Source organism: Streptomyces radicis (assembly GCF_003626575.1).
GTDB classification, from domain to species: Bacteria; Actinomycetota; Actinomycetes; order Streptomycetales; family Streptomycetaceae; genus Streptomyces; species Streptomyces radicis.
This window is the reverse complement of the sequence record NZ_RBDY01000004.1, coordinates 187,203-213,704: the sequence shown is the minus strand read 5'-3', so window position 1 is coordinate 213,704 and position 26,502 is coordinate 187,203. Positions and strand designations below refer to the sequence as shown.

At 70.2% G+C, this 26,502-nt stretch carries 20 protein-coding genes, 2 pseudogenes and 1 CRISPR repeat array; of the genes and pseudogenes, 15 read left to right on the top strand and 7 right to left on the bottom strand.

Features of this window, described 5'->3' with window-relative positions:
• Nucleotides 1-115: 115 nt before the first annotated feature.
• Nucleotides 116-1,009 carry an EamA family transporter gene (locus D7318_RS08560; RefSeq protein WP_183091324.1) on the bottom strand — a complete coding sequence of 298 codons (894 nt, stop codon included), beginning with the start codon at nucleotides 1,007-1,009 and terminating at the stop codon, nucleotides 116-118.
• 562 nt (nucleotides 1,010-1,571) lie between these two features.
• Between D7318_RS08560 and D7318_RS08550 the strand changes: the two genes are divergently transcribed.
• Together D7318_RS08550 and D7318_RS08545 are read left to right on the top strand one after the other, a co-directional pair.
• Entirely contained in the window at nucleotides 1,572-3,311 is a 1,740-nt protein-coding gene (locus D7318_RS08550; protein ID WP_120696272.1) for a pyruvate dehydrogenase, read from the top strand.
• A gap of 172 nt (nucleotides 3,312-3,483) precedes the next feature.
• Nucleotides 3,484-4,728: a serine hydrolase domain-containing protein gene (locus D7318_RS08545; RefSeq protein ID WP_220729560.1), complete on the top strand. Its 1,245-nt coding sequence runs from the start codon at nucleotides 3,484-3,486 to the stop codon at nucleotides 4,726-4,728.
• Between the two features lie 40 nt (nucleotides 4,729-4,768).
• Here D7318_RS08545 and D7318_RS34915 read toward each other — a convergent pair.
• Together D7318_RS34915 and D7318_RS08540 are read right to left on the bottom strand one after the other, a co-directional pair.
• Nucleotides 4,769-4,855, bottom strand: a pseudogene (locus D7318_RS34915) (hypothetical protein); the annotation flags it as partial.
• A gap of 37 nt (nucleotides 4,856-4,892) precedes the next feature.
• Nucleotides 4,893-5,063, bottom strand: coding sequence for a hypothetical protein (locus D7318_RS08540; RefSeq protein ID WP_230423560.1), 171 nt, complete (start codon nucleotides 5,061-5,063; stop codon nucleotides 4,893-4,895).
• Nucleotides 5,064-5,122: 59 nt separating this feature from the next.
• Nucleotides 5,123-5,517: a CRISPR direct-repeat array (repeat unit 29 nt; unit sequence CGGAACACCTCCGCCTGCGCGGAGAGGAC).
• 476 nt (nucleotides 5,518-5,993) lie between these two features.
• On the opposite strand from D7318_RS08540, the gene D7318_RS08535 reads away from it, so the two are divergent.
• The 8 genes from D7318_RS08535 (at nucleotide 5,994) to cas2e (ending at nucleotide 15,672) form a co-directional block, all read left to right on the top strand.
• Nucleotides 5,994-8,894 carry a CRISPR-associated endonuclease Cas3'' gene (locus tag D7318_RS08535; protein ID WP_329604557.1) on the top strand — a complete coding sequence of 967 codons (2,901 nt, stop codon included), beginning with the start codon at nucleotides 5,994-5,996 and terminating at the stop codon, nucleotides 8,892-8,894.
• Nucleotides 8,895-9,233: 339 nt separating this feature from the next.
• Nucleotides 9,234-10,754 (top strand): type I-E CRISPR-associated protein Cse1/CasA, encoded by a 1,521-nt coding sequence (gene casA / locus D7318_RS08530; RefSeq protein WP_230423534.1) that lies wholly within the window; start codon nucleotides 9,234-9,236, stop codon nucleotides 10,752-10,754.
• 66 nt (nucleotides 10,755-10,820) lie between these two features.
• The gene (gene casB, locus D7318_RS08525) at nucleotides 10,821-11,495 is read left to right on the top strand and encodes a type I-E CRISPR-associated protein Cse2/CasB (protein ID WP_230423532.1); all 675 of its coding nucleotides are present in this window, start codon (nucleotides 10,821-10,823) and stop codon (nucleotides 11,493-11,495) included.
• Nucleotides 11,496-11,558: 63 nt separating this feature from the next.
• Nucleotides 11,559-12,800, top strand: a complete 1,242-nt coding sequence (gene cas7e, locus D7318_RS08520) for a type I-E CRISPR-associated protein Cas7/Cse4/CasC (RefSeq protein ID WP_120696267.1) — start codon at nucleotides 11,559-11,561, stop codon at nucleotides 12,798-12,800.
• Complete coding sequence (gene cas5e, locus D7318_RS08515) at nucleotides 12,797-13,651, top strand: type I-E CRISPR-associated protein Cas5/CasD (RefSeq protein WP_230423530.1); 855 nt, start codon at nucleotides 12,797-12,799, stop codon at nucleotides 13,649-13,651. The genes cas7e and cas5e overlap by 4 nt, the downstream gene beginning before the upstream one ends.
• Nucleotides 13,648-14,322, top strand: coding sequence for a type I-E CRISPR-associated protein Cas6/Cse3/CasE (gene cas6e, locus D7318_RS08510; protein WP_120696266.1), 675 nt, complete (start codon nucleotides 13,648-13,650; stop codon nucleotides 14,320-14,322). The genes cas5e and cas6e overlap by 4 nt, the downstream gene beginning before the upstream one ends.
• A gap of 74 nt (nucleotides 14,323-14,396) precedes the next feature.
• Complete coding sequence (cas1e, locus tag D7318_RS08505; protein WP_120696265.1) at nucleotides 14,397-15,314, top strand: type I-E CRISPR-associated endonuclease Cas1e; 918 nt, start codon at nucleotides 14,397-14,399, stop codon at nucleotides 15,312-15,314.
• Nucleotides 15,315-15,360: 46 nt separating this feature from the next.
• Nucleotides 15,361-15,672, top strand: coding sequence for a type I-E CRISPR-associated endoribonuclease Cas2e (gene cas2e, locus D7318_RS08500; protein ID WP_120696264.1), 312 nt, complete (start codon nucleotides 15,361-15,363; stop codon nucleotides 15,670-15,672).
• 291 nt (nucleotides 15,673-15,963) lie between these two features.
• On the opposite strand, the gene D7318_RS08495 is transcribed toward cas2e, so the two are convergent.
• Together D7318_RS08495 and D7318_RS08490 are read right to left on the bottom strand one after the other, a co-directional pair.
• Nucleotides 15,964-16,467, bottom strand: coding sequence for a family 78 glycoside hydrolase catalytic domain (locus tag D7318_RS08495; RefSeq protein ID WP_120696263.1), 504 nt, complete (start codon nucleotides 16,465-16,467; stop codon nucleotides 15,964-15,966).
• Nucleotides 16,460-18,187, bottom strand: a complete 1,728-nt coding sequence (locus D7318_RS08490; RefSeq protein WP_120696262.1) for an acyltransferase — start codon at nucleotides 18,185-18,187, stop codon at nucleotides 16,460-16,462. The genes D7318_RS08495 and D7318_RS08490 overlap by 8 nt, the downstream gene beginning before the upstream one ends.
• Nucleotides 18,188-18,488: 301 nt before the next feature.
• On the opposite strand from D7318_RS08490, the gene D7318_RS08485 reads away from it, so the two are divergent.
• The 4 genes and pseudogenes from D7318_RS08485 to D7318_RS32735 all read left to right on the top strand — a co-directional run bounded on the left by D7318_RS08485 (nucleotide 18,489) and on the right by D7318_RS32735 (nucleotide 22,633).
• Nucleotides 18,489-19,082, top strand: coding sequence for a TetR/AcrR family transcriptional regulator (locus tag D7318_RS08485; RefSeq protein ID WP_120696261.1), 594 nt, complete (start codon nucleotides 18,489-18,491; stop codon nucleotides 19,080-19,082).
• A gap of 190 nt (nucleotides 19,083-19,272) precedes the next feature.
• Nucleotides 19,273-20,769 carry an MFS transporter gene (locus D7318_RS08480; RefSeq protein WP_120696260.1) on the top strand — a complete coding sequence of 499 codons (1,497 nt, stop codon included), beginning with the start codon at nucleotides 19,273-19,275 and terminating at the stop codon, nucleotides 20,767-20,769.
• A gap of 111 nt (nucleotides 20,770-20,880) precedes the next feature.
• Nucleotides 20,881-21,939, top strand: a pseudogene (locus D7318_RS34910) (MMPL family transporter); the annotation flags it as partial.
• Between the two features lie 154 nt (nucleotides 21,940-22,093).
• Nucleotides 22,094-22,633, top strand: a complete 540-nt coding sequence (locus tag D7318_RS32735) for a sensor histidine kinase (protein WP_230423526.1) — start codon at nucleotides 22,094-22,096, stop codon at nucleotides 22,631-22,633.
• Here the strand turns inward: D7318_RS32735 and D7318_RS08465 are convergent.
• A complete protein-coding gene (locus tag D7318_RS08465) occupies nucleotides 22,614-23,600 on the bottom strand; it encodes a threonine ammonia-lyase (protein ID WP_120696258.1) in 987 nt (328 codons plus the stop codon). The genes D7318_RS32735 and D7318_RS08465 overlap by 20 nt on opposite strands.
• A gap of 582 nt (nucleotides 23,601-24,182) precedes the next feature.
• Entirely contained in the window at nucleotides 24,183-25,154 is a 972-nt protein-coding gene (locus tag D7318_RS08460) for a glycoside hydrolase family 6 protein (RefSeq protein ID WP_120696257.1), read from the bottom strand.
• A gap of 315 nt (nucleotides 25,155-25,469) precedes the next feature.
• Here D7318_RS08460 and D7318_RS08455 point away from each other — a divergent pair, with 315 nt between their 5' ends.
• Nucleotides 25,470-26,480 carry a LacI family DNA-binding transcriptional regulator gene (locus D7318_RS08455; RefSeq protein ID WP_120696256.1) on the top strand — a complete coding sequence of 337 codons (1,011 nt, stop codon included), beginning with the start codon at nucleotides 25,470-25,472 and terminating at the stop codon, nucleotides 26,478-26,480.
• Nucleotides 26,481-26,502: the final 22 nt, after the last annotated feature.

The window sequence follows — 26,502 nt, the reverse complement described above, 5'->3', positions numbered from 1 at the left end:
GGACCAGCACGCCGAATCGGTTGATCGCTCAACGAACCAGCACGGTCAAGTAGATGACATGTCATCTATATTAGGCTTAGAAGTTGATGTGTCAAGTAAACGCGGCGGCGGGGGGTCAACGGGACGGCGTCGGACGCCGTCGCGTACGCATCGCCTCAGGATGTCCCGGCACGGTTGTCGTGGGTCCGGCGGCGGGCCGGGATCTGGTGAGGAGGGTGGTGGAGACGGCGAGGACGATGAGGGCGGTTCCGGCCAGGACTTGGGGGGTGAGGGGTTCGTCCAGAAAGAGGGCGCCGGACAGGACGGCGATCACCGGGCTGATGAAGGCATAGCTTGTGGCCAAGGCCGGGCTGGCGTGGGCGGTGAGGTGGCGGTAGGCGGCCATCGCCAGCAGGGACCCGAAGACCACGAGGTAGGCGAGGGCGAGCCCGGCGCCCCAGGTCGGCCGCGGCTGTGACGCGAACTCGCCCCGGACGACGGCCGCCACGGCCAGCACCGCGCCGCCCGCGAGCATCTGCGCGGCCGGCCCACGCACGCCGGGTGAGTGGTCGTCCAGATGGGAGCCGAGTACCCAGCACATGGCGGCCGGGAGGAGGATCGCCGCGCCCGTCAGCCCGCCGCGTCCGAGTCCGGCCGACAGCACGGCGACGCCCGCGAGGCCGAGCCAGACCCCTGCCCACTCCGCGCCGCGCGTCGGCCGTCCCCTCGCGGTGTGCAGCAGCACGCTCCACAGCGGAACCGTGGCCATGAACAACGCCGTCGTGCCCGAGTCGACATACTGCTCGGCCAACGCCACGCCCCCCATGCCCATGGAGAAGAGCAGCACCCCGACGAGCGTGGCCCGCCGCCGCCGAAGGGTCGTCAGCCGCGGCTCGTGGCGGCGTTCGGCCAAGCCCCACAGCAGCAGACCCGCCGTCAGAAAGCGGACCGAGCTGAGCGTGAGCGGCTCCGTCCCGCGCAGCCCGAACTCGATCGCCAGATAGGTGGTTCCCCAAACGAGCCAGGTCACGGCGAGCGGAACGGCGGTTCCTCCGAACGTCGGCGACACGGATCTCATCGCGAGGAGCGCGCTTCGGCGAGCCGAGCGGCCGTGACGTTGTCGGGCTGGGTCCGGGGTCGCCCGGCCGTGGCGAACGCCTCAGGCGGACGAGGGACGCGTTCGGCGGCGCGCGGACGGCGCCCGGCCTCGAGGATCACCGTGACCGACTGCCCGTCGTATGTCTTCCTCTCGGATCGGTCGCCCATACCGGCCTCCGTCATTGCCGTGTCCGGTTGTTCAGCCGCTGACCCTGCCGCGGAATGGGCGGGTGGCCCGCTCTGGGGTCCGATCCCGCTCGACCCGGCCGGAGTTCCATCGGTCAGGACATCACCTTAGCCCCTTTGGTTGATGCGTCAACTTGATCCTCCGTGGTGAGCTCGCGTCGCAGGCTGGCCACGGTGGTGGTTGCGGCCGCATGGATCGACCGGTGGCGAGCCCTGGCATCCCTGTGCGTGTCGTAGACGTATCAACTATATTGGCCGTCCCGAGTCATCCGAGACAGGTGTGCCGTCCGAGGGAGAGAAGTCCGGCGATGCGGAAACTGACCGTGGCCCAGCAGCTGGTGGACATCCTGCGCCAAGCGGGCGTCGAGCGGATCTACGGCGTGGTGGGTGACAGCCTGAACTCGGTGGTCGACGCGGTGCGCCGGACCGACGGCATCGAGTGGGTGCATGTGCGGAACGAGGAGGCCGCCGCCTTCGCCGCAGCGTCGGAGGCACAGCTGACCGGCAGGCTCGCGGTGTGCGCCGGAAGCTGTGGCCCCGGGAACACGCATCTGATCCAGGGGCTGTACGACGCGCACCGCTCCGGTGCGCCCGTGCTGGCACTCGCCTCGCACATCCCGTCCCACCAGATCGGCACGGGCTTCTTCCAAGAGACCCATCCAGAAAGGCTGTTCACCGAGTGCAGTGACTACTGCGAGGTGATCGGCACCCCCGGGCAGATGCCTCGGGTTCTGCGGATCGCCATGCAGCGGGCCCTCGGCAACAGCGCGGTGTCCGTCCTGGTGATACCGGGCGATGTCGCGCACGACAAGGCGACTCACCCGACGGGAAGCAGCGCTCTGGTCACCGAGTACGGCCGGGTCGTCGCGCCGGACACGCAGGTTCGGGCACTGGCCGAGAAGCTGAACGCGGCACGGAAGGTGATGCTGTTCTGCGGTGCGGGAGTGCGGGACGCGCACGCCGAGGTCATGGCGCTCGCCGAGAAGGCCGCCGCCCCCGTCGGCCACACCCTTCGGGGCAAGGAGTGGATTCAGTTCGACAACCCGTACGACGTGGGCATGAGCGGTCTGCTGGGCTACGGTGCCTGCTTCGAAGCGATGCACGAGGCCGACCTGGTCGTCCTGCTCGGCACCGATTTCCCGTACAACGACTTCCTGCCACAGGCGCGGACCGTGCAGATCGACCACGACGCGGGCCGCCTCGGCCGTCGCACCGTACTGGAACTCGGGGTCCACGGCGACGTTCGGGAGACACTGCGGGCCGTGCTGCCGTCGGTCGAGGCGAAGCGGGACCGAGCCTATCTGGACCGGATGTTGCGGAAGCACGCCAAGTCGCTGGAGACGGTGGTCTCCGCCTACACCCGCGACGTCGAGCGGCACACCCCGATCCACCCCGAGTACGCGGCCTCGGTTCTGGACGAACTCGCCGCCGACGACGCGGTGTTCACCGTGGACACCGGAATGTCCAACGTGTGGGCGGCGCGTTATCTGACCCCCAACGGGCGGCGCCGGGTGATCGGTTCGTTTCTGCACGGCACCATGGCCAACGCGCTGCCGCACGCCATCGGCGCGCAGTTCGCTCACCCCGGCCGCCAGGTGATCTCGATGTCGGGTGACGGTGGACTGGGCATGCTGATGGGCGAGTTGCTCACGGTAAAGCTGCACGATCTGCCGGTGAAGACGATCGTCTTCAACAACTCATCGCTGGGCATGGTGAAGTTGGAGATGTTGGTCGAGGGGTTGCCCGAGCACGAGACCGACCACGAGCCGGTGGACTACGCGGCGATCGCCCGCGGCGCGGGCATGGAGGCGATCCGCGTCGAGCGCCCCGGGGATGTCGTCGAGGGACTCGAGCGGGCGCTCGCCCACGACGGACCTTTCCTGGTCGACCTGGTGACCGACCCCAACGCGCTGTCGATCCCGCCGCACATCTCGGCCGCCCAGGTCAAGGGATTCGCCTTTGCCGCGGGCCGAACAGTGCTCGACGGGGGCGTCGGCAAGATGCTCGACCTGGCCCGCGCCAACCTGCGCAACATCCCCCGCCCCTGAAGTCGCCGGTCATCCCTGGCCCCGGCGCCACGAGCGCGGGCGCGTTCGCCTCCTCGCGGCCGTCACCGGCCTTGCTCGCGTGCCTCGTCCGGCCTGCGGAGAAGCCGCTCGAAATGGAGGGAAAGCAGTGGTCCTCAAGCTCGATGTACCGGCCCACATGGTTCGCGGTGACGTGGACGAAGGCTATGGCGCGGTGGCCGACGCCTTTCGCGAGAACTTCGCCGCTCGCGATGAGATCGGCGCCGCCTGCGTCGTCTACCACGGCGGGCGGAAGGTCGTGGACCTCTGGGGCGGATACCGGGACGGCCGCGACCGTCTCCCCTGGGAGGCGGAAACGATGGTGCCGGTCTTCTCCACGTCCAAGGGTGTCGCGGCAGTGGCGCTCGCGGTGTTGCACGCCCGTGGCCTGCTCGACCACGACGAGCGGGTGGCGACCTACTGGCCCGAGTTCGCCGCCGCGGGCAAGGGCGATGTCACCGTCCGCCAGTTGCTCGCCCATCAGGCCGGGCTTGCGGCGATCGACCGGCCACTCGAGCTCGGCGACCTGACCGGTTCGCGCACCCTCGCCACGGCCCTTGCCGAGCAGCGTCCGGCGTGGGAGCCGGGCACCCGGCACGGCTACCACGGCCAGACGTTGGGCTGGTACGAGAGCGAGCTCATCAGCCGGATCGACCCCGAAAAACGTCGTATAGGCCGGTTCTTCGCCGACGAGATCGCGACGCCGCTCGGCCTCGACTTCCACTTCGGTCTGCCGAGGGACGCCGATCGCGATCGGGTCGCCCGCATCCACGGATTTCGCTCCTGGGAGATGATGCTGCACCTGAGAGCGATGCCCGCGTCGTTCGTCCGGGCATACGCGAACCAACGGAGCCTGACCTTCAGGGCGTTCGGCAATCCTCGGGTGCTTGGCACCGTGGAGAACTTCAACCGGCCGGATGTACAGGCCGCGGAGATTCCGGCGGCCAACGGCGTCGGCCAGGTGCGGTCGATCGCCAAGCTCTACGGCGAGATGGCGATCGGCGGCGCCGCCCTCGGCCTCACCGACGCCACGATGGACGCGTTGCGCATCGCCGCCACACCGCCGACGGACGGAGTGTTCGACAAGGTGCTGCGCGTCGAGACGCGGTTCTCCCTGGGGTATGTCAAGCCGTTCCCGGCGTTCCGGTTCGGCTCGGAGTCGGACCGTGCCTTCGGGACGATGGGCCTGGGCGGCTCGTTCGCCTTCGCGGACCCGGACACCGGTACGGGCTTCGCGTACGCGATGAACCGCACCGGATTCCGGCTTTGGGACGATCCTCGTGAAGTGGCGCTGCGGGAGGCGCTCTTCGCGCGGGTACTCGGCGAGCGGCCTCAACGGCCCGACCCGGGGACGCGCCGCCGGGTCGCTTCCGGTGGGTGGTGGCGAGGACGGCGGTGAGGTCGTTGACGAGCGTGGTGTCGTGGCTGTCCGCGCTTGCCCAGGCGACGTGGCCGTCGGGGCGGATGAGGGCGGCGCGTATGCCGGACCAGTCGGCCGGGAGCAGGCGCGGGGTGCCGGTGCGCACGCGCAGGCCGGGCCGGGCGAGGTGGTGGAGGGGCTGGTCAGTTGATGGGCGTCGGGCGTGGTCGACGGGGGCTGGGCAGGCGGCGGAAGTTCAGCCGGGAATCGAGCATGCCGAAGTGCCCGCCGGACAGCGGCATGCCCTCGCTGAGGAAGGGGTGGTGCACGCCGCGGGAGGCGAACGTCTCGATGGTGCGCGGGTGCACGGTCAGGGCGCGGGAGCGTGTGTCGCGCGCGGTGCGCGTTTCGATGACCGCGACGGTGATTCCGCCGGAACACCTCCGCTTGCGCGGAGAGGACGCGCCTGCGACCACCGTGCTGCGCCACATGGTCGGAACACCTCCGCCTGCGCGGAGAGGACAACCGGACGGCGCTCGGCGTCCGCATCCCCGTCGGAACACCTCCGCCTGCGCGGAGAGGACGCCCACGTCTCCGGCTCGATGACCCGGTAGAGCGGAACACCTCCGCCTGCGCGGAGAGGACCCGATGCTCGGCTCGTCGGGCTCAAGGGCCGTCGGAACACCTCCGCCTGCGCGGAGAGGACGAACTGGTCGAGCGCGGCGGCCAGTTCAACATCGGAACACCTCCGCCTGCGCGGAGAGGACGACCGGCTGAGCAACAACCAGCTGCCCGACGACGGAACACCTCCGCCTGCGCGGAGAGGACACTTCCTGACCTGCGGCGTTAGAGGGGCTTTGCCGTTTCTTTGCCGTTGTTGCGGCGCTGCTCGTGGTGGGGTCCAGCTGTCATGCTTGGGAGTCTAGGCGTGCGTGCGGGGCAGTGGATCGAGGGTGCCGGTGAGCGGGGCGGTCCTTGCCGAAGGTAGCTGCGTCGCACGCATGGCCTATATGTCAACGGGTGTGTAGCCGTGGCGTTTTCGGACGGCTGAGGTGGATGCCGCGCTCGCCTTGGATCTGTCTCGAAGGTGACCCGAGGGGTCCGCTCCGCGCAAGCCCCGTCGACGCCCCTGACGAGGCTCGACGCAGGTGGCGGCAAGCGCGGGACCACCGTCCACTGGGCTCGACCGGGAATCCTGATTTGTTCGCATCTGGCTGGAAGTTGCTCCTCATCGCTTATCCGCACAAGGCCGGAAAAGTTCACGGGACGACTCACTGTCAGTGGCGCTTGCTATCGATAGTGCCGTGACTGACGAGCGAGTCGCGGTGCCGAGATGTCCGGCACTGGATCCCCGGATGTGGGGCAAGGAGCACGGCCTGGACAGGCCCTACCCCGTGGTGTGCCACCTTCTGGACACCGGGGCGGTGTACCGCGTGCTGTGGGACGTCGTGTTGGGCGACGCGATGCGTGCGCGCATCGCTGGAGCCCTCGGCCTGCCGGTCGACGTCGCACGCGACGTCACCGCGTTCTGGGTGGCCCTCCACGATTTGGGCAAGATCACTCCGCCGTTCCAGGCGCAGGTCCCGAGTGCTTTCGCCCGGCTGAGCGGTGAGTCCGTCTATCGGTTCGTCCCGGGTGCTGATCGCCAGCGGGAGTTCCGCCACGAGATGGCCACGCACTGGGTCCTCGTCAACCTACTGGCCGAGATCGGCTATCCCATGGACGACAAGCGGCGTCGTCAGTCGGTCGCTCACCAAGTGGCCCAGCTGCTGGGCGGGCACCATGGCCGGTTCGGCGGGGTGCTGAGCGCGAAGGAGCTGCGCCACGGCAGTCAGTTGCAGCCGGGCCTCGGCGAGGATGGATGGACCGAGCAGCGGCGTGCTCACCTTCACGAGGTGCGGCGAGTTCTGGGGGCCGACGACGTCCCCACGTCCGGTCTCCCGGCCGAGCTGGCGGTCGTCGTCGCCGGGCTCGTTGTTGTGGCGGACTGGCTGGCCAGTCAGACACCGAACGTCAAGAGGCTGATGCCACCCGCCAACTGGGCAGCCGAGCCACATCAGTTGGACGCACACTTCGCCCGTTCGTCCCGCGAGGCCCAGGAGACCGTGCGCAGGAGCCGGCTGGGGCGGGCACGATTCACCGACCGGCGGTTCGAGTCGATCTTCCCGTACGCTCCGAATCCGCTTCAGCAGGACATCGTCGAGCGGCTTCCAGCGCTGGTCGAGGAGCGCGGGCCGGGGCTGCTGCTGGTGACAGCACCCACCGGTGACGGGAAGACCGAGGCCGCGTTGTTCGCTGCCTCCGTGCTGGGTCGCGCGGCGGACGCCCGTGGGCTGTACTTCGCCCTTCCCACGATGGCGACGGCCGACGGCATGTTCCCGCGTGTGCGGGATTACGCGGCGAAGGCGCTGTCGGGCGAGCGAGCGCTGACCCTTCTGCACTCCATGGCCTGGCTCAGCCCGGTCTATGTCGACAAGGCGATCGAGCATCAGGAAGTCCTCGGTCCTGAGGACGAGTTGGACGAGATCAGCTCCTCGCACAGCACGGTGGTCGAGTCAGACGGATGGCTGCGAGGGGCCAAGCGTCCGCTCCTCGCGTCACTGGGCGCGGGAACGATCGACCAGGCGCTGGCCGCGATGCTGCCCCTCACCCACAACGCGCTACGGCTCTTCGGGCTCTCCGAGAAGGTATTCATCCTTGATGAGGCCCATGCCTACGGTCCCTGGATGCAGCAGCACCTGGTGCGGCTCCTCGAGTGGCTGGGGGCGATGAAGGCGCCGGTGATTCTCCTGTCTGCGACGCTCACCGGCCGGACCGCGGGCTCGCTGGTCTCCGCCTACCGGCGTGGCGCCGGATTCCGTGACCGCCCTGAGTGCGAACCCCACTACCCGGGCTGGCTGTACGCGGATTCCCGAACGGGACTCGTCACCGAGCCTCGCCTTACGGGGACGCTCCGCGAGAGGACTCTTGAAGTCGATCTCCGTCCGGTCGCCTGGGACGTCGCTGAGGGCCCGGGATCCACCGTTGCCGATGGCGGGCGCCGAGCAGCCCTTCGTGACGTGCTCGAGCCCGTGGCTGTTGAAGGCGGCACCGCGCTGGTGTGCTGCACCACCGTGGGCGAAGCCCAGCGTACTTATCGTGACCTCTGTGAGGCATTCCCGGAACTGGCCAGCAGGGCCATCGGAATTCGCTTGCTGCATTCACGGTTTCCGGCCGGGGAACGACAGCGCATCAGCGAGGCCTGCGAGCTGGCCTATGGCAAGCCGGGCAAGAAGGAAACGGCCGATGGGCAGGATTCTCCGAGCGAGGGGGTTCGCCCGCCATCGATTCTTGTGGCTACCCAAGTGGTAGAGCAGTCATTGGACTTGGACTTCGATATGGTCGTCAGCGACTTGGCGCCGCTGGCTCAGCTGTTGCAACGCGCAGGGCGCGGTTGTCGCCATACACGAGGGAAAGTTGGTCGACCCGCCTGGCTTGCCGACGAGAGGCGCCCTCGCTTGGTTGTCTTGGCGCCAACCGGGGTCGCCAACGCCGAGGGCATCCCGCGCTCGATGGCGGCGGTCTACGACCCGAGCCTGCTGGTTCGCACGGTGACCCTGCTCGAAGGTCTTCCGGGCGGAGAGATCGCCATTCCCCGTGATGTCCAGCACCTCATCGACGATGTCTATGCCGACGATTTCGTGCACGGCCTCGATGAGGCGGCGAGGCGTGAGCTCAAAGGCATGGATATCGAAAGGACAGCTCGGGAGTTGGTTGAGGCCAACACGGCCAAGATCGTGGGTGTATCGGCGCCGGGTGACGTGAACGGCGACCTCAGCGCGCTGAGCCGCAGGGAGCTCGGGGTCACGGAAGACCTCCTGACCACGAGGCTGGGAGCGGACACCGGCAGAGTGCTGTGTCTGTACGAGCAGTCGACGGGCCCTTTCACCCTGGATCGCGACGGGACGATTCCTCCACCGAGCGACTGGAAGTCCATGCCATCCCGTGACTCCCTGCGGCAGCTCATGACGTACGTGACCCCGGTCCCGGGCTCCTGGGTTCGGGCTGCGGGGGATGTGCTCACGCGGCCGTCAGGTTGGAAGAAGCAGCCTCTGCTGCGGGACCTTGTGGTCCTTCCGATGCAATTGGGCACCGACGGAGTCTGGTCGGGCCGGGCAGGGGAGAGAACGATCCGCAGCTCGGAGGTGGGCTTGGAGTCCATATGAGGCGCCTTCCTGAGAATGGAGGCCTCGTGGGATCCCGTCTCTCGGTCGCGTATATCCGTCCAGAGGAGAGGACTGTCACTCAGGGGTTGCCCGTGCCGAAAGGCACCCCCAAAACGTCGTGCTCACACCACGGGTGCCGGTCCACGCCCGCTTTCGCGGGCAGGTCGCTGCCTCCCGCGACATTTGATCATGTGCAGGCGGGCCACCCCCACTTTGATCGCGAGGAGCGCCAGGGAATCATAATGGTCTACGAGTTGAGGACAATGCATGTGGGAAAATAGCGTCAGCCTACTTTATGGGCCCTGGATTCCTGTCCGTTGGTCAACAGCATCGGACAATGTGCCTTCGCCCGGTCTTCCCGAACAGGTCGGGTTCGTCGAGGCGCTGAGGCGGGCTCATGAGATCGCCGGGCTGGCCGTCGTCGATCCGCCGGCGCACGCGGCGCTGCTGCGCGTGCTGTACGCGTTGACGATCCGGGTCACCGGGCTTGACCAGGTGGGTGGGTCAGTCGATGCCTGGACCGACCGGCGCGAGGAGGTCTGGGACGCGGGGCGTTTGCCCACCGACGGGGTCCAGGAGTACGCCACCCGTTTTGCCCATCGATTCTTCGCGTTCGATCCGGGCGGCGGTCGTCCCTGGATGCAGGACCAGAGGCTGGAGAAGCAGTGTGACCCCGCCAAGGCGGCCGGGGTCAACAAGCTGATCGTGACGCGTCCGGCCGGCAACAACCACTCCTGGTTCATGCACAGCAAGGACGCCGACCCTGACCTGCCCTCCGTCTCCGAGGCGGTCCTCAACCTTCTCGTCTGGCACTACTGGGGCCCATCCGGGCGCTGCTCGACCCGGGAGGTGGAAGGAGAGAAGACGGCCAGTGCCACGGCGGGCCCGCTGCGCAGGGCTCTCTCCTACCACCCGGAGGGCGAGACGCTCTTCGAGACACTGCTTGCCGGGCTGCTGCCTCCGCGAGGCGACGATCAGCTCGACGAGGACTTCTGTCCGTGGGAGTTGGAGGAGCTGCCCGATCCCGCGATGCCGCCCAAGGAGCCGGTCGGGCCTTGCTCCCGGCTGACCGGGCGCTCGCAGCACGCTCTCCTCCTCGTTCCCGACGACAGCTCCGCCGATGACAAGGGCTGCCCCACTCTTGTGCGGGACGCGTACATCACCTGGGCCTACCGCAAGGGACGTATGGCACGGGATGACGACTTCCTCATCTGGCAGGTGAGCCAGCAGGGCAACCGCTATCCGCGTCCCGCGGACTCGCGGCGCGCGCTGTGGCGCGACCTCGACGCACTGCTGCTCAAAGAGCCCGTGAGTTCCGCCCAGGCCCGGCGCCCGGAGGTCTTCCGATGGGCGGTGGAGTTGTCCGAGGACCTCAGGGTGCGTGCGCTGGGCTTCGAGCAGGACGGCCAGGCCAAGGACAAGCAGTTTGTCGACGGCTCGACGCCGCCGGTACTCGGCTTCGTGGAGGAGCGGATGCCGCGGGTCACCAACCCCGTCGCGCGTCTGCGGCAGCTCGGCGAACAGTACGGCAGGCGCCTGGAGCGCGCGCTCAAACGAGCCTGGGGCAGCTATGTCGGCGATCCGTCGAGCGATGCCAGTGCGTGGACGGTACCCGCCGCCGCGCGGTACTGGCCCGCGGCCGAGGACGAGTTCTGGGAGGTGTTCCGCTCGTTGAGCCGTGACCCTCATGAGCTGGACGTCGGCTTCGACCCCCGCACCTTCCGCATGGCGTTCCTTCGCCTCGCCGAGGGTGCCTACGACGAGGTGACGCGAAGCGTCGTCGGAAGCCAGCGGGGTGCCGAGGCAGTTTTCACAGCCCGTGTCGGGCTACGGAGACCGCCCAGGAAATCCAAGAAATAGGGCTCACTGAAACGTGGCGGCGCGGGGATGTGCCGTCCGGACCAGAATGCAGGAAGGAAATCAGACGTGACCACGACCGCGTCGTCGACTGACGATCGCGCGGCGGAATGGCGCAAGCGCCGCCTTGAGTATGTCGAATGGATTGAAAAAACGTGCTCCGAAGACCCTGGTGCTCGTGTTGCGCTGCGCGCCGGCCTTCGGCAGAACATCAACGCCCGCAGCACTTTCGCGATGAACCGCTACATCGCGAGGTGGCTGTCGGAGAAGTCGCCGGACAGCACCCAGCGGGCGTACTTCACCGTGGCCGCGTTGATCGCTTCCCAGCCCCGCAGCGTCGAAGAGGCCGAGGAGACCGGGGAAGACCCCGAGGAGCCGGAGCGGTGGGGGTCCAGTCTGGGCACTGCCTTCGCCGAAGCCGTCGCGGAAGCGCCCGGAAGAGACCGGGAGATGAGGGAGAGCGCGGCCGAGAGCCGGTTGAACATGCTCACCCGGCAGAGTGCCGACGGCATCCACCGGAGCCTCCCGGCATCCGTTCTCTACCTGCGCCAACTCGATGTCCCGATCGACTGGGCCCAACTCCTGGCCGACCTGATCGCCTGGCCGGATCACTCCGGCCGCATCGCCAGACGCTGGCTCCAGGACTACTACCGCCGACGCCACCACGACGGGAACACGGACGGCGAAGACAACGAAGACGCCGGGGACTTCCCGGAGCAATCCGACCCCGAAGACGACGAGTGAATCCTCACCGAGTGACGGCCAAGTCCATCCACCTTGTATCAATTTCCGACGTATCGCGGCATCATGGAGAGAACCGTGTCCCCATCCGTTCGTCCCGCCCGCTTCATCGACGTGCATGTGATTCAGTCCGTGCCCTTCGCCAACCTCAATAGGGACGACACCAATTCAGTGAAAACCGTGCGGTATGGGAACGCCCAGCGCACGCGAGTGAGCAGCCAGTCCTGGAAGCGCGCCACCCGGCAGAAGTTCCAGGAGGAGATCGGCGAACGGGCCCTGAGGACCCGGCGGATCGGGGAACGCGTCACGCGGGAGCTGGAGGAACGCGGTTGGCCGAAGCCCCTCGCGCGACGGGCCGGCGCGCACGTCGCCGCCGGGAGCAGCATCAAGTTTGAGCTGGCCAAGGAGAAACCGACGGAGAAGAACGGCGCCGATGATGGCGTGGCGAAGAAGGACGCCAGGGCCGTCGTTCCCAACAAGGTGCTCACCAACGCTCTGGTGTACGTCCCCGAGACGGCCGTCCGCCAGCTGGCCGGGATCGCCGAGGAACACCGGGAGGAGCTGGAGTCCGCCAAGGACATCAAGAAGGCGTCCGACAAGAGCGTGCTGCCGCAGGCCACCATCGACGGAGTGCTGAAGGCGCGCAACGGAGTGATCAACCTCTTCGGCCGGATGCTCGCCGAGGTCGACGACGCCGGCGTGGACGGGGCCGTACAGGTCGCGCACGCGCTCACCACCCACGAGACCGACGTCGAGTTCGACTACTTCTCAGCCGTGGACGATCTCACTCAGGAGTGGAACGACGCGACAGGCAGTGGCCACATGGGGCACGGGCAGTACAGCGCCGGCACCTTCTACCGGTTCGCCACGATCGACCTCCCGGAATTGGCGAGCAACATCGGCGATGACATCGAAAGCATCCGGGAGCTGACCGGCGCCTTCCTGGCAGCGTTCGTCGAGTCGCTGCCGCAGGCGAAGAAGAACTCGACCGCCCCGCACACGATCCCCGGCGTCATCCATCTCGCCGTTCGCTCGGACCGTCCGCTCTCGTTCGCCGCCGCATTCGAGAAGCCGGTCGCGTCGACCCGTGGGGCAGGCTTCGAGGCGCCTTCCGTTGACCAGATGACCAAGTACGCCGGGGCGGCGAACAAGATGCTGGGGAACGGGCGACTGCTGGCATCCGGCTGGGTCAGCGTGGGGCACGACGACTTGGAGAACCTCGGAGAGCAGTACGAGGGGATCTCGGACCTCGTCGAAGCTGTGCTGCGCGACGCCTTGGGCGAGAAGCGCGGTGAGGTGACCGCGTGACAAGCGCCGAAGCCGGAATTCGGCCCGGCCTCCTGTTGCGGCTGGCCGGCCCGCTCCAGTCCTGGGGCGAGAAAAGCCACTTCACGGACCGGGACACCGCGCGGTTTCCCACTCGGTCGGGCATCATCGGGCTGCTTGCCGCGGCACTCGGCCGCGACCGGCACGAGCCGTTGGACGATCTGGCGTCCCTGTCGCTGACCGTGCGCGTGGATCGGCCAGGCGTTCTGCTGACCGACCTGCACACCGTGGGCGGCGGCCTCCCGGCCCGCGACACCGTCACCACGGCGGACGGCAAGAAGCGCGGCGGATCGACCGCCACCTTGCTCAGCCGCCGCGCGTACCTCGCAGACGCGGCGTTCGCCGTGGCACTGATGAACCCTCCGGGGAGATCGGACACCGGGGCCATGAGCGGATACGCGGAGGCGCTCCGTCAGCCGCGCTGGCCGTTCTACCTGGGGCGTCGCTCATGCCCGCCCGAGGGTCCCGTGCTGCTCGCCCGGACCGAGCGCCCTCTTGAGGACCTCCTTCAGCTGCCGGTGGCCGCTCAAAGGGCGAAGGGAGCAGGTCCGTTGGCGATCACCTTCCTCTCCGACGAGCCACTGGACGAGCTGCCCGTGCCCCAGGGCTGGGCGACCTCACCCGCCGCCGAGGCTGCCCAACCGACCAGCACCGTCAACGACGACCCGCGGTCTTTCCACCCCAAGCGACGGGCCTACCGGGTCCGCCCGCTCTACCGCCGTGTCGTCTCTCTCCCGGAGGAGAAGTTCGCGGGGTTGGGCGTTCCCTACCTCAACCAGCTCCAGAAGCACCTGGACGCGGAGCTCACCCACCCCGAGGAGGTGAAGCCGTGACCGTCTGGCTCAGCCGCCTCACGCTCAATCCCCTTTCCCGCACGGTGCGTGGTGACCTGGGGGACAGCGCATCGGGGATCCACCTCCACCGGCGCGTGATGTCGCTCTTCCCTGACATCGAAGCCGAGGACGCGAGAGCGAAGCTCGGCGTGCTGTTCCGCGCCGAGGACACCCCCCAGGGCTACGCACTGCTGGTGCAGAGCACCCACGAGCCCGATGTCGCACGTCTCCCCGAGGACTACGGTGCGCTGCGGAGCCGCCCCCTCGATCCGCTGCTCGAGGCACTCAAGCCCGGCCGGCGCATCCGCTACCGCTGTGTCGCCAACGCCGTGCGGCGTCCCGGCGCCACCACCCGGGAGCTGTACAAGCTGAAGGCGATGGTTCCACTGAGTGGGCGGGCCGCGGACGAGTGGTGGCAACGGCAGGCCGCCGCGGCCGGTCTCGACATGCACACCGTGCTTTCCCGGCCTGTGGACGCGGTGCGCGGTCCACGAGGCACTTCGGGCGAGGCCGCGAAGCAGCGAATGCACCACGCCCGGACCCAGTTCGACGGGCTCGCGGTGATCAACGACGCGGACGCGTTGCGGGAGCGGATCATCTCCGGCATCGGCCGGGCCAAGTCCTACGGGTGCGGGCTGTTGACCGTCGCACCGGCCGGAGGCGACGCATGACGGTCACACCTCCGCGCGCATCACGTCAAACGCCCGGCCAGGCGAGGCGCCGACTCGCCGCGCCCACCGTCGCGATGCTGCCGCGGATCGCCGACTCCCTGTCGTTCCTCTACCTCGATGTCGTGCGTGTGCAGCAGGATGACACCGGCGTCTGCGCCGAGGTCACCAGCGCACGGCACGGAACCGAGACGGTCCATCTGCCGACGGCGGCCCTCAGCTGCGTCCTGCTGGGCCCCGGCACGTCCATCACGGCCCGGGCTCTCGCGACGCTGGCTCGTCACGGGACCACGGTGCTGGTCGTGGGGTCGGGAGGTGTTCGGTGTTACGCCGCCACGTTGCCCGACTCTCTCACCACCAGCTGGCTGGAACGTCAGGTCCGTGCCTGGGCCGAAGACGAACAACGGCTCCGCGTCGCGCGCGCGATGTACGAGAAGCGCTTCGGGAACGGGACCGTGGCCTCTGACGCCACGCTCGCCCAACTGCGCGGTTTCGAAGGCGCGCGCGTCAGGGCCCATTACCAACTCCTCGCGCGGCAGTACAAGATCGGCCGCTTCCGGCGCAACTACGACCCGGCGTCCTGGGAAGACCAGGACCCGGTCAACCTCGCGCTCTCGGCGGCCAACACCTGCCTCTACGGCATCGTCCACGCCGCGATCGTTGCCCTGGGGTGCTCACCCGCGCTCGGGTACGTCCACAGCGGCAACCAGCAAGCGTTCGTGTACGACATCGCCGACCTGTACAAGGCGCAGCTCACGATCCCCCTGGCGTTCTCGCTCCACTCCTCCACGGACCCGGAGTCCGAGGCCCGCCGGTCATTCCGCGACGGGCTGCGCCTGTTCAAGCTGCTGCCGCGCATCGTCACCGACATTCAGCAACTGCTTGATCCGGCGGGCGAGTACGAGACCGAGGACCCCGACGAGCAACTCGTCGACCTGTGGGACCCGATCACCGGTGCCATTCCTGGCGGGATCAACCATGGGAAGGAGTCGTGAGCCCCGACCCCGGTGCGGTGGCCCGCGCGGAAGGAAGGCGCGCTCCATGGCATCCATGATCGTGATCTCGGCAACGGCCGTGCCCGACCACCTTCGCGGAGCCCTCAGCCGCTGGCTGTTGGAGGTGACGCCGCAGCTGTACGTCGGCACGGTCTCGGCCCGCGTCCGCGACGAACTGTGGACATCGGTTGCCGCCAGCATCGGTGACGGAACGGCCGTCCTGGCCCACCCCGACGCCAACGAACAAGGCTTCACCCTCCACACGGCCGGCACCCGTCGACGACACCCACTCGACTTTGACGGCCTGACCCTGATCGGCTTTCGACAGGAGGGTCAAGAAACGGCAAAGCCCCTCTAACGCCACAGGTCAAAAAGTGCTCTCCGCGCAGGCGGAGGTGGGTCGGCGGCGGAGGTCGAGTACTACCTCTGCGACGCGTGCTCTCCGCGCAGGCGGAGGTGGGTCGGGTCCTGGAACCCCGGACGCTACGGGCGAGAAGTGCTCTCCGCACGCGCGGGGAGAACACCTCTTGACCTGGGGTGTCAGGGGTGCGCTTTGCCAAAACGTCACGCCCCCCTGTCCCGACTCCCGTGGTTCCGCCGTGTCGGGGCCACGACGACGGTGGGGAGCGGCGCCTGAGCGCCCCCCCGCTCAGGGGAGTTCGATGGTGAGGGACCGTGGTCCCCGGTACGCGCGGCCGCCGTGCACCAGGGTGTGTCCGGCCGGGATGTCCACGCGGAGTCGGTCGCGGGTGACGACCACTCCGATGTCGCCGCCGGGGGCGGGGACGACGGCTCCCGTCCGGTCGAGCGGGCCGAGGTGGGGCTCGAGGGCGAAGGTGCTCCACCCCGGTCCGGTCGGGCGGATGCCGCACACGATCTCCGGCAGGAGCCGCGCGGGCCCGGCCGCCCAGGCGTGGCACAGGCTCTTGCCGAACGGCCTGCCGTACATCTCGTACCGCCCGGCGCCCGGCTCGTGGAACTCCTCCCGGAACGTGGTCGCCCCGGCGTCGAGCATCCCGCCCCACAGCGGCCCGAGTCGTTCGACGGCGGCCTCGGGATGCCCGGTGCGGGCGAGCGCGTCGAGGGCGAACGGCGCGGCGAACGGCGTCCGGGTCTTCGGCGGCGCCCCGGGAATCGTCGGCGGCTCATCCATCGCGGGGCGCGGGGGCGGCGGGTTCGGGGCGGTGGACGCCGCGCGGTCGGTGGCCGAGGGCGTCGGCGACGCCGGTGAGATCGGCGAGGAGCCAGACGATCGCCAGCCACATCTCGGTGCCCTGGAGGCCCGGTGTGGTCGCCGGGGCACCGGCGGTGGTGGGGTGCGGGGCCTGGAAGCCGAACCCCTGGCCCGGCGTCCAGTGGCCGAGGGCGTCGGTGAGCAGGCGGCGGGCGAGGGTGGTGACCTCATCGGCGCGGTGGCCGGTGTGCCGGGTGAGCCACAACGGGTGGGCGATGTCGAGGATGTTGCACGCGTTCTGGCGCTCGGGGCGGGTCGAGCGGGGGTCGTCGGCATGGGCGAGAACGGTGTCGATCACGCGCTCGGGGTAGGGCAGCGGCAGCCCGAACTGGGCGAAGGTGCCGCGCGATGCGCGGTAGAAGCCGTTGACGATCCGGAGCAGGCCGTCGGTGGGCCCGGGGGAGCCCCACATGCCGGTGCGGGGGTCGGCGTGGGCGAGGAGCCAGCCGAAGAGGGCGTCGATCGCTCCGGGGCGGCCGGGGTCGCCATGGCGGCGGTTGAACAGGAACGCGGTGCCGAGGATGTCGACCCAGTGGCCCGCGTGCCAGGCGTCGTCGGTCCAGGGCTGGCGTTCGAGACCGGCGATGACGTCCCGCGCCTCGGCCCGGGCCACCACGTGGATCGGGGCGGGGAATCCGGTGCCGAGCAGGTCGAGGGCGTAGCCGACGCTCAGCACGTGGTAGGCGGCGTCCTCGTCGAAGAGCCCTGGCCCGGGCGGGCGTTGGCGGCCGTCGGGCAGGAGGGGGCCGACCATCCCGGTGGCGGGGTCCTGCCAGGAGCGGAGCCGTTCGGCCTGCCGCTCGGCCGGGAGCTGGGGCGGTGCGGTGCCGAGGAGCAGGTCGGCGATCTCGACCGCGTCGCACTGGGCGCGCACCGTGGGGGCGGCGCCCGGGGTGTCGGAGAAGAGGCCGCCGCGCGCCTCGGGCGTGAAGCAGCGGGCCAGGATCTCCTCGGCCTGGGCGCGGGCGGTGTCGGCGAACGCCGCGACCGCGCCCGCCAGGTCGCCCTCGGCCGTGGCCGACTCCGCGCCCGTGGGCGCCAGTTCGGGCACGCGCCAGCGCAGCACCCGCGCGGGGTTGCCGCCGACGACCGCGCCCGCGGGGACGTCCTTGGTGACCACGGCGCCCGCGGCGACGACGGCCCGGTCGCCGACGTGCACGCCGTCGAGCACGACGACGTGGGAGCCGATCCACACGTCGTTCCCGACCCGGATGCCGCGTGAGGTGATGGGCTGCCGGTGCACCTCGGTGTCGGGGTCGGCGAACGAGTGGTTGAACCCCAGCAGCGAGGTGTGCGCCCCGATGCGCACCGCGTCGCCGAGCCGTATGTCGCCGCGCACGACGGTGTAGGGGTTCATGGTGCAGTCGCGGCCCGTGACCAGGGTCCCGGACAGATACGCGCCCGCGGCGACATAGCTCCCGCGTCCCAGGGTGAGCTTCTCGTTCTGCACGGAGGCGAGTTCGGAGACGAAGCAGTGGTCGGCGAACGTGCGCCCCGGGAGGCGTTCGGTCAGCACGCGTTGCCACTCGAGCTGGCGGTCCTTCTCCTCCTGGCTCGCCTCGGCCCGGAAGAGCCAGGGCGAGTAGTCGAAGCGGTGCCGGTCGATGGGGCCGTCGTCGGTCGTGAGGGGGTGGGTCATGGCGTCCGTTCCTGAGGTCGTTCCCGCGGGGTCCAGGGTGGCGAACGCGTCCGCGGCCGCCGCCGATGTGTCGGCGATCCGGGCGGGCGGGAGTCCGCTCGCCCGGAAGGCGTGATGACGACGGGGAGTCCTACCCGCGGGTGCGGGATCAGATGTGTTCGCCGACGAGCGCGAGGCACTGGAAGACGGCGAGTCGCCGTTGCGTTCCCACTCGGTGAGCCAGGCCAGGCCAGGGCGAGCGAGCCCATGGCCGCGTCCCGGGGCCTGAGAGGTGGACCGATCGGTCTGCTAGCGTGGCGACATGGCTCGGATACCGGTTTCCTCCGCGCGGGAGCGGATTCTGGACGCCGCGGCCGACTTGTTCGACCGGTATGGCGTGCACGCCGTCGGTATGCAGCGGATCATCGACGAGGCGGGCTGCGGGAAGAACCTCCTCTACCGGGAGTTCAGCAGCAAGGACGAGCTGGTGGTGGCCTATCTCCGGCGCGCCGCCCGCGGTTGGGACATCACGCTGGAGGCGGCCCGCGCGACCGTGGCGACGCCGCAGCGGCAGCTGGTCGAGCTGGTCCGCGTCGTGGGGGAGAGGGTGCCGGGGACCCGGGGTTGCCCGCTGCGGAACACCTACGCGGAGTTCCCCGATCGCGACCACCCGGCCCATCAGGTCGCGTTGGAGCACTTCGGCGCGGTCCGCGAGCAGCTCTGCGAGCTCGCGCGGCAGACCTCGGCCCCCGCCCCTGAGCGCCTGGCCGACCGCATCCTGCTGATCATCAACGGCCTCTACATCAACGCGTCAGGGGTGGGCGCGGAGGAGAGCGCGGCGATCGCGGTCCAGCTCGCGCAGGACGTCGTCCGCGGTGAGACGGCCGCGAAGGCGAGCCGGAGCGGCGTGAGCTGAGCCCGGGGGCGGTCGATCCCTCGCCCGCCGCGCCGACGCGGCGTCAACTGGCCCATTTGACACGGCTCCCGGGTGCCCCACATCATCACCATGCAATGCCGGACCGATCGGTCCGCTCTGGTGGGACCGATCGGTCCGCGTCGGGCCGTGATCCCACCACGACGCCGCAACGGCCAAGCCGGGAGTGCATGTGACCACCGAGACCGACCCCACGACCGTCGACCCACCCGAGGCGGGGACGCCGTATCCGCGCCGTTGGGCGGCCATGATCGTCCTGACCCTCGCCTTCATGCTCGACCTGCTGAACGTCTCGATCGTGAGCGTCGCCCTGCCGTCGATCCAGCGTGATCTGGGTGCTACGCCCACCCAGGTGGAGTGGATCGCGGCGGCCTATCTGCTGGCCTTCGCCGCCGCCCTGATCACCTTTGCCCGGCTGGGGGATCTGTGGGGGCGCAAGCGCGTCTTCCAGCTCGGGGTCGTCGCCTTCGCCGTGACCGGCGTGGGGAGCGGCCTCGCGGACACCCCCGGCCTGCTGATCGCCGCGCGTGCCGCGCAGGGGCTGGCCGCCGCCGCGCTCGCCCCGCAGGTGATGAGCCTGCTCTACACCATGTTCCAGGGCCGGGAGCGCGGCACGGTCTTCGGCGTCTTCGGGCTCGTCGCCGGGACCGCGCAGGCGGGCGGTCTGCTGCTCGGCGGCGTGCTGCTCGACGCGGACATCGCGGGCACGGAGTGGCGCATGATCTTCCTGATCACGGTGCCGGTCGCCGTGGTGCTTGCCGCCCTGGCGGCCTGGCTGGTGCCGGAGAGCCGGGTGGAGGGCGGCGCCAGGCCCCGCCTCCTGGCGGCCGGGGTGCTCACGCTCGGCCTGGTCGCCCTGGTGTTCCCGGTGCTGGAGGGCCGCGCCCATGGGTGGCCCGGCTGGATCTGGGGCTGCCTGGTCGCGGGCTTCGCGCTGGTGGTGGGCCTGGCCTTCGTCGAGCACCGCAACCCCGGGACGCGGGCGGGCGCGCTGCTGCCCGCCGAGCTGTTCCGCAGGCGGACGGTCGCCGGGGCGCTGGCCGTGCAGCTGCTGGCGTTCGCGGCGCTCAGCGGGTTCCTGCTGGTGATCGTGCTGTGGTTGCAGGAGGGCGAGGCGTACTCCGCGATGGGCGCCGGTGTGGTCAGCATCGCGCTGCCCGCGGGCGGCCTGGTCACAGCCGGGTTCGTGGGGCGGCTCACCGCCAGGTTCGGCCGCCTGCTGGTGCTGACGGGCTGCCTGGTGGGCGCCGTGGGCGCGCTCGGCGTCCTGCTCGCCGAACGGAGCGCGGAGGGCGACAGCATCGGCGGCTGGTCGCTGGTGCCAGGGCTCTTCGCGCTCGGCGTGGGCACGACGTTCGTCATGCCGCCGCTCACCACGCTCTTCCTGTCCACCGTGCCCGCCGAGCACGCGGGTTCGGCCTCAGGCGTCTGGACCACCAGCCAGCAGTTCGGCGCCGCGGTCGGCGTCGCGGGCCTCGGCACGCTCTACTACGGCACCACGGAGGCCCACGGTCACGCCACGGCCATCGCCGCCTGCGCCTTCACCGTGGTGGCGATCCTCGTCATCAGCGCGGCGCTCTGCTTCACCCTCGGCCCGAACGGGCGGCCCGCCGCGCCCGCCGGAGCCTCACGTTCGTCGAACCACCCGCCCACGCGAGGAGATGGATAGGGCCGCGGCACCCGCGCCGGGGTCCGTCGGAACCCTCAAGAAGCCGTCAAGGTGCGCGGGGGGTGGCCGTCAAGTGGGGGCGTGAGGCTGAGCGGGTCATCACCACCCGTCATGAAAGGCGCTCCTGTGGCCACGTTCCTGTATCGGCTGGGGGCCGCGGCGGCCCGTCGCCGACTCCTCTTCCTCGGCACGTCGTTGGCGCTGCTGACGACGATGCTCACCCTGGCGTTCGCGTTCTCGGGATCCTTCTCGCCCGGCCACGCGATTCCCGGCTCCCCCGCGCAATCCGCTCTCGAGACGATGGATCGGCACTTCCCCGAGGCGGGCGGCATCGAAGGCGACGTCCTGTTCGTCGCCCCGAACGGCGCGCGGATGGACGACGAGGCGGTCGCCCGGCAGATGGGCGCCGTCATGGAACGGATGCGCACCGTGGACGTGATCGCGGAGGTGGGCGATCCGCTGGAGCGGGTCTCGGAGGACGGCCGGGTGGCGGTCGCCTCCGTCACCTTCGACCTCGCGACGGACGCCGAGGTCGCCCCCGCGCAGCAGGAGGCGGTGCGCGCGACCGGCGCGGCGTTCGACGAGCGGTTCGGCGAGCGCGGCGGACGTGTCATCTTCGGCGGCGACGCCTTCGAGGAGGAGCTCGCCCCGTTCGGCACCCCCGAGGCCATCGGCATCGGCGTCGCGCTCCTCGTCATGCTCATCACCTTCGGCTCCGTCGTGGCGGCCGGGATCCCGATCCTCACCGCGGTCCTCGGCGTGGGCGGCGCGGTCGGCGGAACGCTGCTCGCCACCGCCCACTTCGACGTCTCGCAGAACGCGCTGACCCTGGCGATCATGCTCGGCCTCGCCGTCGGCATCGACTACGCCCTGCTCATCGTCTCCCGGCACCGGGCCCAGCTCACCCGCGGCATGGCGATGGCCGAGTCGATCGCGGTGGCCACCGCGACCGCGGGCAGCGCCGTGCTGTTCGCCGGTCTGACGGTCATCATCGCCCTGGTCGGCCTGACCCTCGCCGGGGTCCCGATGCTCACGTCCATGGGCCTGGCGGCGGCGGGGGCGGTCGCGTTGGCCGTGCTGTTCGCCCTGACGGCGCTCCCCGCGGTCATGGCGATGGCGGGTGAGCGGCTTCGGCCCGGGCCGTCGTCCCGCGCCGCGCGTCGCGCGCTCGACACGGAGGCGCGCGGCCTCGCCGTGCGGTGGGTGGACGCCGTGCTCCGGCATCCGCGCAAGGTCGTGGTCGCGGTCGTGCTCGGCCCCATCGGCGCGGAAACCCGGCGGCGACGTCGCGGTCACCGGTCTGACCGCCGTCAGCATCGACGCCGTGGACAGGACCAGCGGCGCCCTGCTGCCCTTCACCGTCGTCGTGGTCGGCCTCTCCCTGCTCCTGCTGCTGATCGCCTTTCGCTCCTGGACGATTCCGCTGAAGGCCACCGCGGGCTTCCTGCTGTCCGTGGGCGCGGCGTTCGGCGCCATGGTGGCCGCGTTCGGCGACGAGGCCAGGCTCCAGCAGGTCCTCCGCAACCTGGTGGGCAACGCCGTCCAGCACAACCCGTCCGGCACCCGGGTCCGCCTGGCCCTCCACCGGGACGGCGGCGAGGCGCGGGTCGACGTCACCGACAACGGCTCGGGCATACCCGCCGCCGACATTCCCCGGCTCTTCGACCGCTTCTGGCGCGCCGAGGCCAGCCGGAGCCGCGCCTACGGCGGCTCGGGTCTCGGCCTGGCGATCGTCCAGGCCATCGTCCGCGCACACGGCGGCCGGGTGGCCGTGGACTCCGAGGTCGGGCACGGCACCACGGTGAGTCTGTGCCTGCCCACCGCGGAGCGCGTCGGGGCACCGCTCACCGGGGGGCCGCGTTGACCCAGCGGCGGTAGGCGTCCATGTCGACGTTGCCGCCGCACACGATGGTGACGACGTGCCGCCCGGCGAAGCGGTCACGGTCCTCGAGGATCGCCGCGAGGCCGAGCGCGGCCGACGGCTCGACGACGAGCCCGGCATGGTCGAGCAGCAGCCGCATCCCCGCGACGATCGACGCCTCCCGGACCAGGACGGCGTCGTCGGCGACCACGAGGAGGTCGTCGAGGACGGCGGGGATGGGCCGCCGCCCCGCGACGCCGTCCGCGATGGTGCGGGTCGACCCGGTCGTCACCACGCGCCGTTGCCGCCACGAGCGCGTCATGGCCGGTGCGCCGAGCGGCTGGACGCAGACCACCTCGACCTCGGGCGCCAGGGCCTTCACCACATGACCCACGCCGGTGGCCAGCGCCCCGCCGCCGAGCGCGATCAGGACGGTGTCGAACGGGACGGTGTCGAACGACGGTGCGGCGCCCACCAGTTCGAGCCCGATGGTCGCCGCGCCCTCGCAGGTCTCGATGTCCAGGCTGTCCTCGACCAGCCGGATGCCGTCGTACCGCGCGACAGCCGCCGCCCGCTCGCGCGCCATGTCGAAGTCGCCGTCCACCAGCTCGAGACGGGCGCCGAGCGCGCGGATGCGATCGAGCTTGGCCGCGGGCGCGGAGCGGGACGCCACGACGGTGACATCGATCCCTCGGCCGCGCCCCGACCAGGCGAGGGCCTGGCCGAGGTTGCCCGCGCTCGCGCACACCACGGCGCTCGGGCCACGGTCGGCGAGCCCGCTCGCGACCACCTCGGTGCCGCGGGCCTTGAAGCTGCGGACGGGGTTCGCCGTTTCGAGCTTGACGCTCACCGCGCAACCGATGTGGGGCTCGAGCGCCTCGCAGCGGTACAGCGGAGTGTCGAGAAACATCGGGTCGATGACTCGGCGGGCCGCCCGGATCCGAGCGGTGTCGAGGCGCGTCTCCTGCACGACACCGCAGCATAGACCCTTGCCGGGCGGCCGGTGAGTTCGGCGGGAAATGATCCGCCGGGCGCTGTCGGTGCTCTTGGGCAGGAAATATCAGCAGCGAAAAACAGAGGCCACCTGAGTCACAGCGAAAGAATCACCTGACGATTCCTCCGCATCCTTCACCTCGATTCATCTACCGAATCGCCACCTCCTATTTCTTGTGCTCGGTGAGCCGCTGCTCCCAGTGTGAACGCGCCTTTCGAGGCGGTATGAACGCACGCCCGCGCAGGTCCACGTGACGCGACTCAGCCGGTTGCTCCGCAGCCGCAGCCGCAGCCGGTCGCCCCTGAGCCGTAGCCTGAGCCGGAGCCGATCGCGCAGGACCCCGGTTCTTCCCTCCCCTGGGAGGAGAACGGCGGTACTGACGAAAGCGGCGGAGGTGACTCCAACTCGACCACTCCGGATGACACCGGCGGCGGGTTCGGCTTCGACGACGAGTCCGGTTTCGGCGGCGATCCCGGCTCCTGCGCCTGCTGGTAGCCGTTCGTCACACTCGGTCCGGTCACCCGACGGTGACCGGACCGAGGTGGGTGGCGTGCGGGGTCAGTAGCCGTAGATCATCTTGTAGGCGACCTCCGGCAGGAACTGTCCCGCCGTGGAGCCCGATCCGACACCGCAGTCGCCGTCGGACTCGCCCGGGGTCTTGAGCCACAGGAGCATCTCGGCGCCGCTGCCGCCTTCCTGGGAGGGCGTTCCGATCCTGCGGCCGCCGGGGTTGCACCACTCGCCGTTCGAGCCGTTGCCGTTGCGGCTGGTGTCGATGACGAACGGCTTGCTGTAGCCGTGACGTTGGCCGAGCGCCTGGTTGACGGCACCGGCGTAGGCCGCGTTGTCGGACGTGGGGATGTAGTTCGAGACGTTGAGGGAGAAGCCCCTGGCGAGGCTGACGCCGGAGGCGTGGAGGCGGTCGGCCATGGTCGAGGCGTCGGCCCAGCCGGGGTTTCCCGCGTCGAGGTAGACCCAGGCGTTCGGCGCCTTGGAGCGGAACTCGGAGAGGGCGTTGATGAGCATGTTCTGGCGCTCGTTGATCTGGTCCTGGTTCATGCAGCTGTAGTCGCCGAGGGCGTCGGGTTCGACGATGACGACGGCCGGGCGGCTGCCGATGCCGCTGGCGAAGGCGGCGATCCAGGTCGCGTACGCGGACGGGGACGGGGCTCCGCCCCCCGAGTGCCCACCGCAGGCGTCGCGGCCGTACATGTTGTAGGCGACCAGGATCGGCAGCTTGTCGGCGGCCTGGGCGGCGCCGACGAACGAGCCCGTGGCGGCGCCGATGTCGCCGCTCCAGGAGCCGAACCAGCGGGCCATGGGAACGCTGGCGATCGAGTCGCGGATCGCCGGGGCGCGGCCGTCGCCCGGATTGGCGGCCGCCCAGACCGCGGGCCCCGAGTTCGGGTCGACGTAGAAGCCGCTGGTCATGGCGAGCGGGTCGGGTGCCGCGTGCGCGGGGGGCGAGGAGGCCAGGAACAGGGGCAGAGCGAGGAGTCCTGCCACCGCTCCGCGGAGGAGTCTGCGCATGGGTGAACCTCATTCGTGGGGAGGGAGGCGCCGCGCGGCTTTCGTCCTGAGCCCGCGACGTGGGGGTGCGATGGCGCCAGGCTGTGGCACCCGGGCGTGGTGACGGTGCGCCGAGGGCCGAAGGGCTGGGAGCGCTTCCAGATTTCAGAGGGCGACCCGATGAGCCTGCCGATATGGTGTGTGAGCTGATGAGGGCTGTCAAGGGAGGGCGCGCAACTGCCCTTGTGCGCGGGGATGATGGGGCGTTGAACGGCCATAGACTGGAAGCGCTCCCAGGATTTTCCCGGGAGCGCGGCGAGAAAGGGCGCGCAGTCCATGACAGATGTGCCGCGTCGGCAGCCCACGCTCGACGAGGTCGCCGAGCGTGCCGGGGTCTCCCGTTCGGCGGCCTCCCGGGTCCTCAACAACGCCCCCCACGTCAGCCGTGACAAGCGCGAGGCGGTCCGACGGGCCATCAGGGAGCTTGGCTATGTGCCGAACACGACGGCGCGTGCCCTGGCGACCCGCCAGCGAGGCGTGGCCGCCCTCGTCATCGCGGGGGAGACTCCGGCGATCTTCGCGGACCCGTTCTACGCCCAGGTGATCGTCGGCGCGTCGGCCGCCCTCGAGGAGGCCGATCTGCATCTGATGCTGTGTCTCGCGGCCGCCGAGCGCAGCCGACGACGCCTGGAGGAGCTGCTGCGCGCGCGGGGCGTCGATGGAGCCATGTTCATGGCGATCCGGGAGAACGACCCCGTGCTCGACATCGCCAGGGAGACGGAGCTGCCCGTGGTCTTCGGCGGTCGCCCGGCGGGCTTCGAGCCGTCGTGGTACGTCGACGCCGACAACGTCGGCGGCGCGCGCAAGGCGACGGAGCACCTGCTCGACCGCGGGCGGCGGCGGGTGGGCATGATCTGCGGACCGCTGGACACCCAGGTGAGCCGGGAGCGCCACCGCGGCTACCGGGAGGCCATGATCCTGGCGGGGCTCGAGCCCTTCGCCCCGGAGAGCGGGGACTTCACCGAGCCCAGCGGGGCCGCCGCCATGGCCGAGCTGCTCGTGCGGCATCCGGGCGTGGACGGGGTGTTCGCCGCCAACGACAACATGGCGGCCGGTGCCCTGCGCGCCCTGCGCGGCGCGGGCCGTGCCGTCCCCGGCGACGTCGCGGTCGTGGGCTTCGACGACCTGGACATCGCGCGGATCACCGAGCCGTCGCTGACCACGGTCCACCAGCCCATCCAGGACCTGGGCCACGAGACGGCGCGCATGCTCGTCCGGCTCATCGGCGGCGATGAGCCCAGCCCGCTGATCCTGCCCACGCGCGTGGTCGCGCGCTCCAGCACGTGAACCAGGCCGCCTCCCGCCGGGA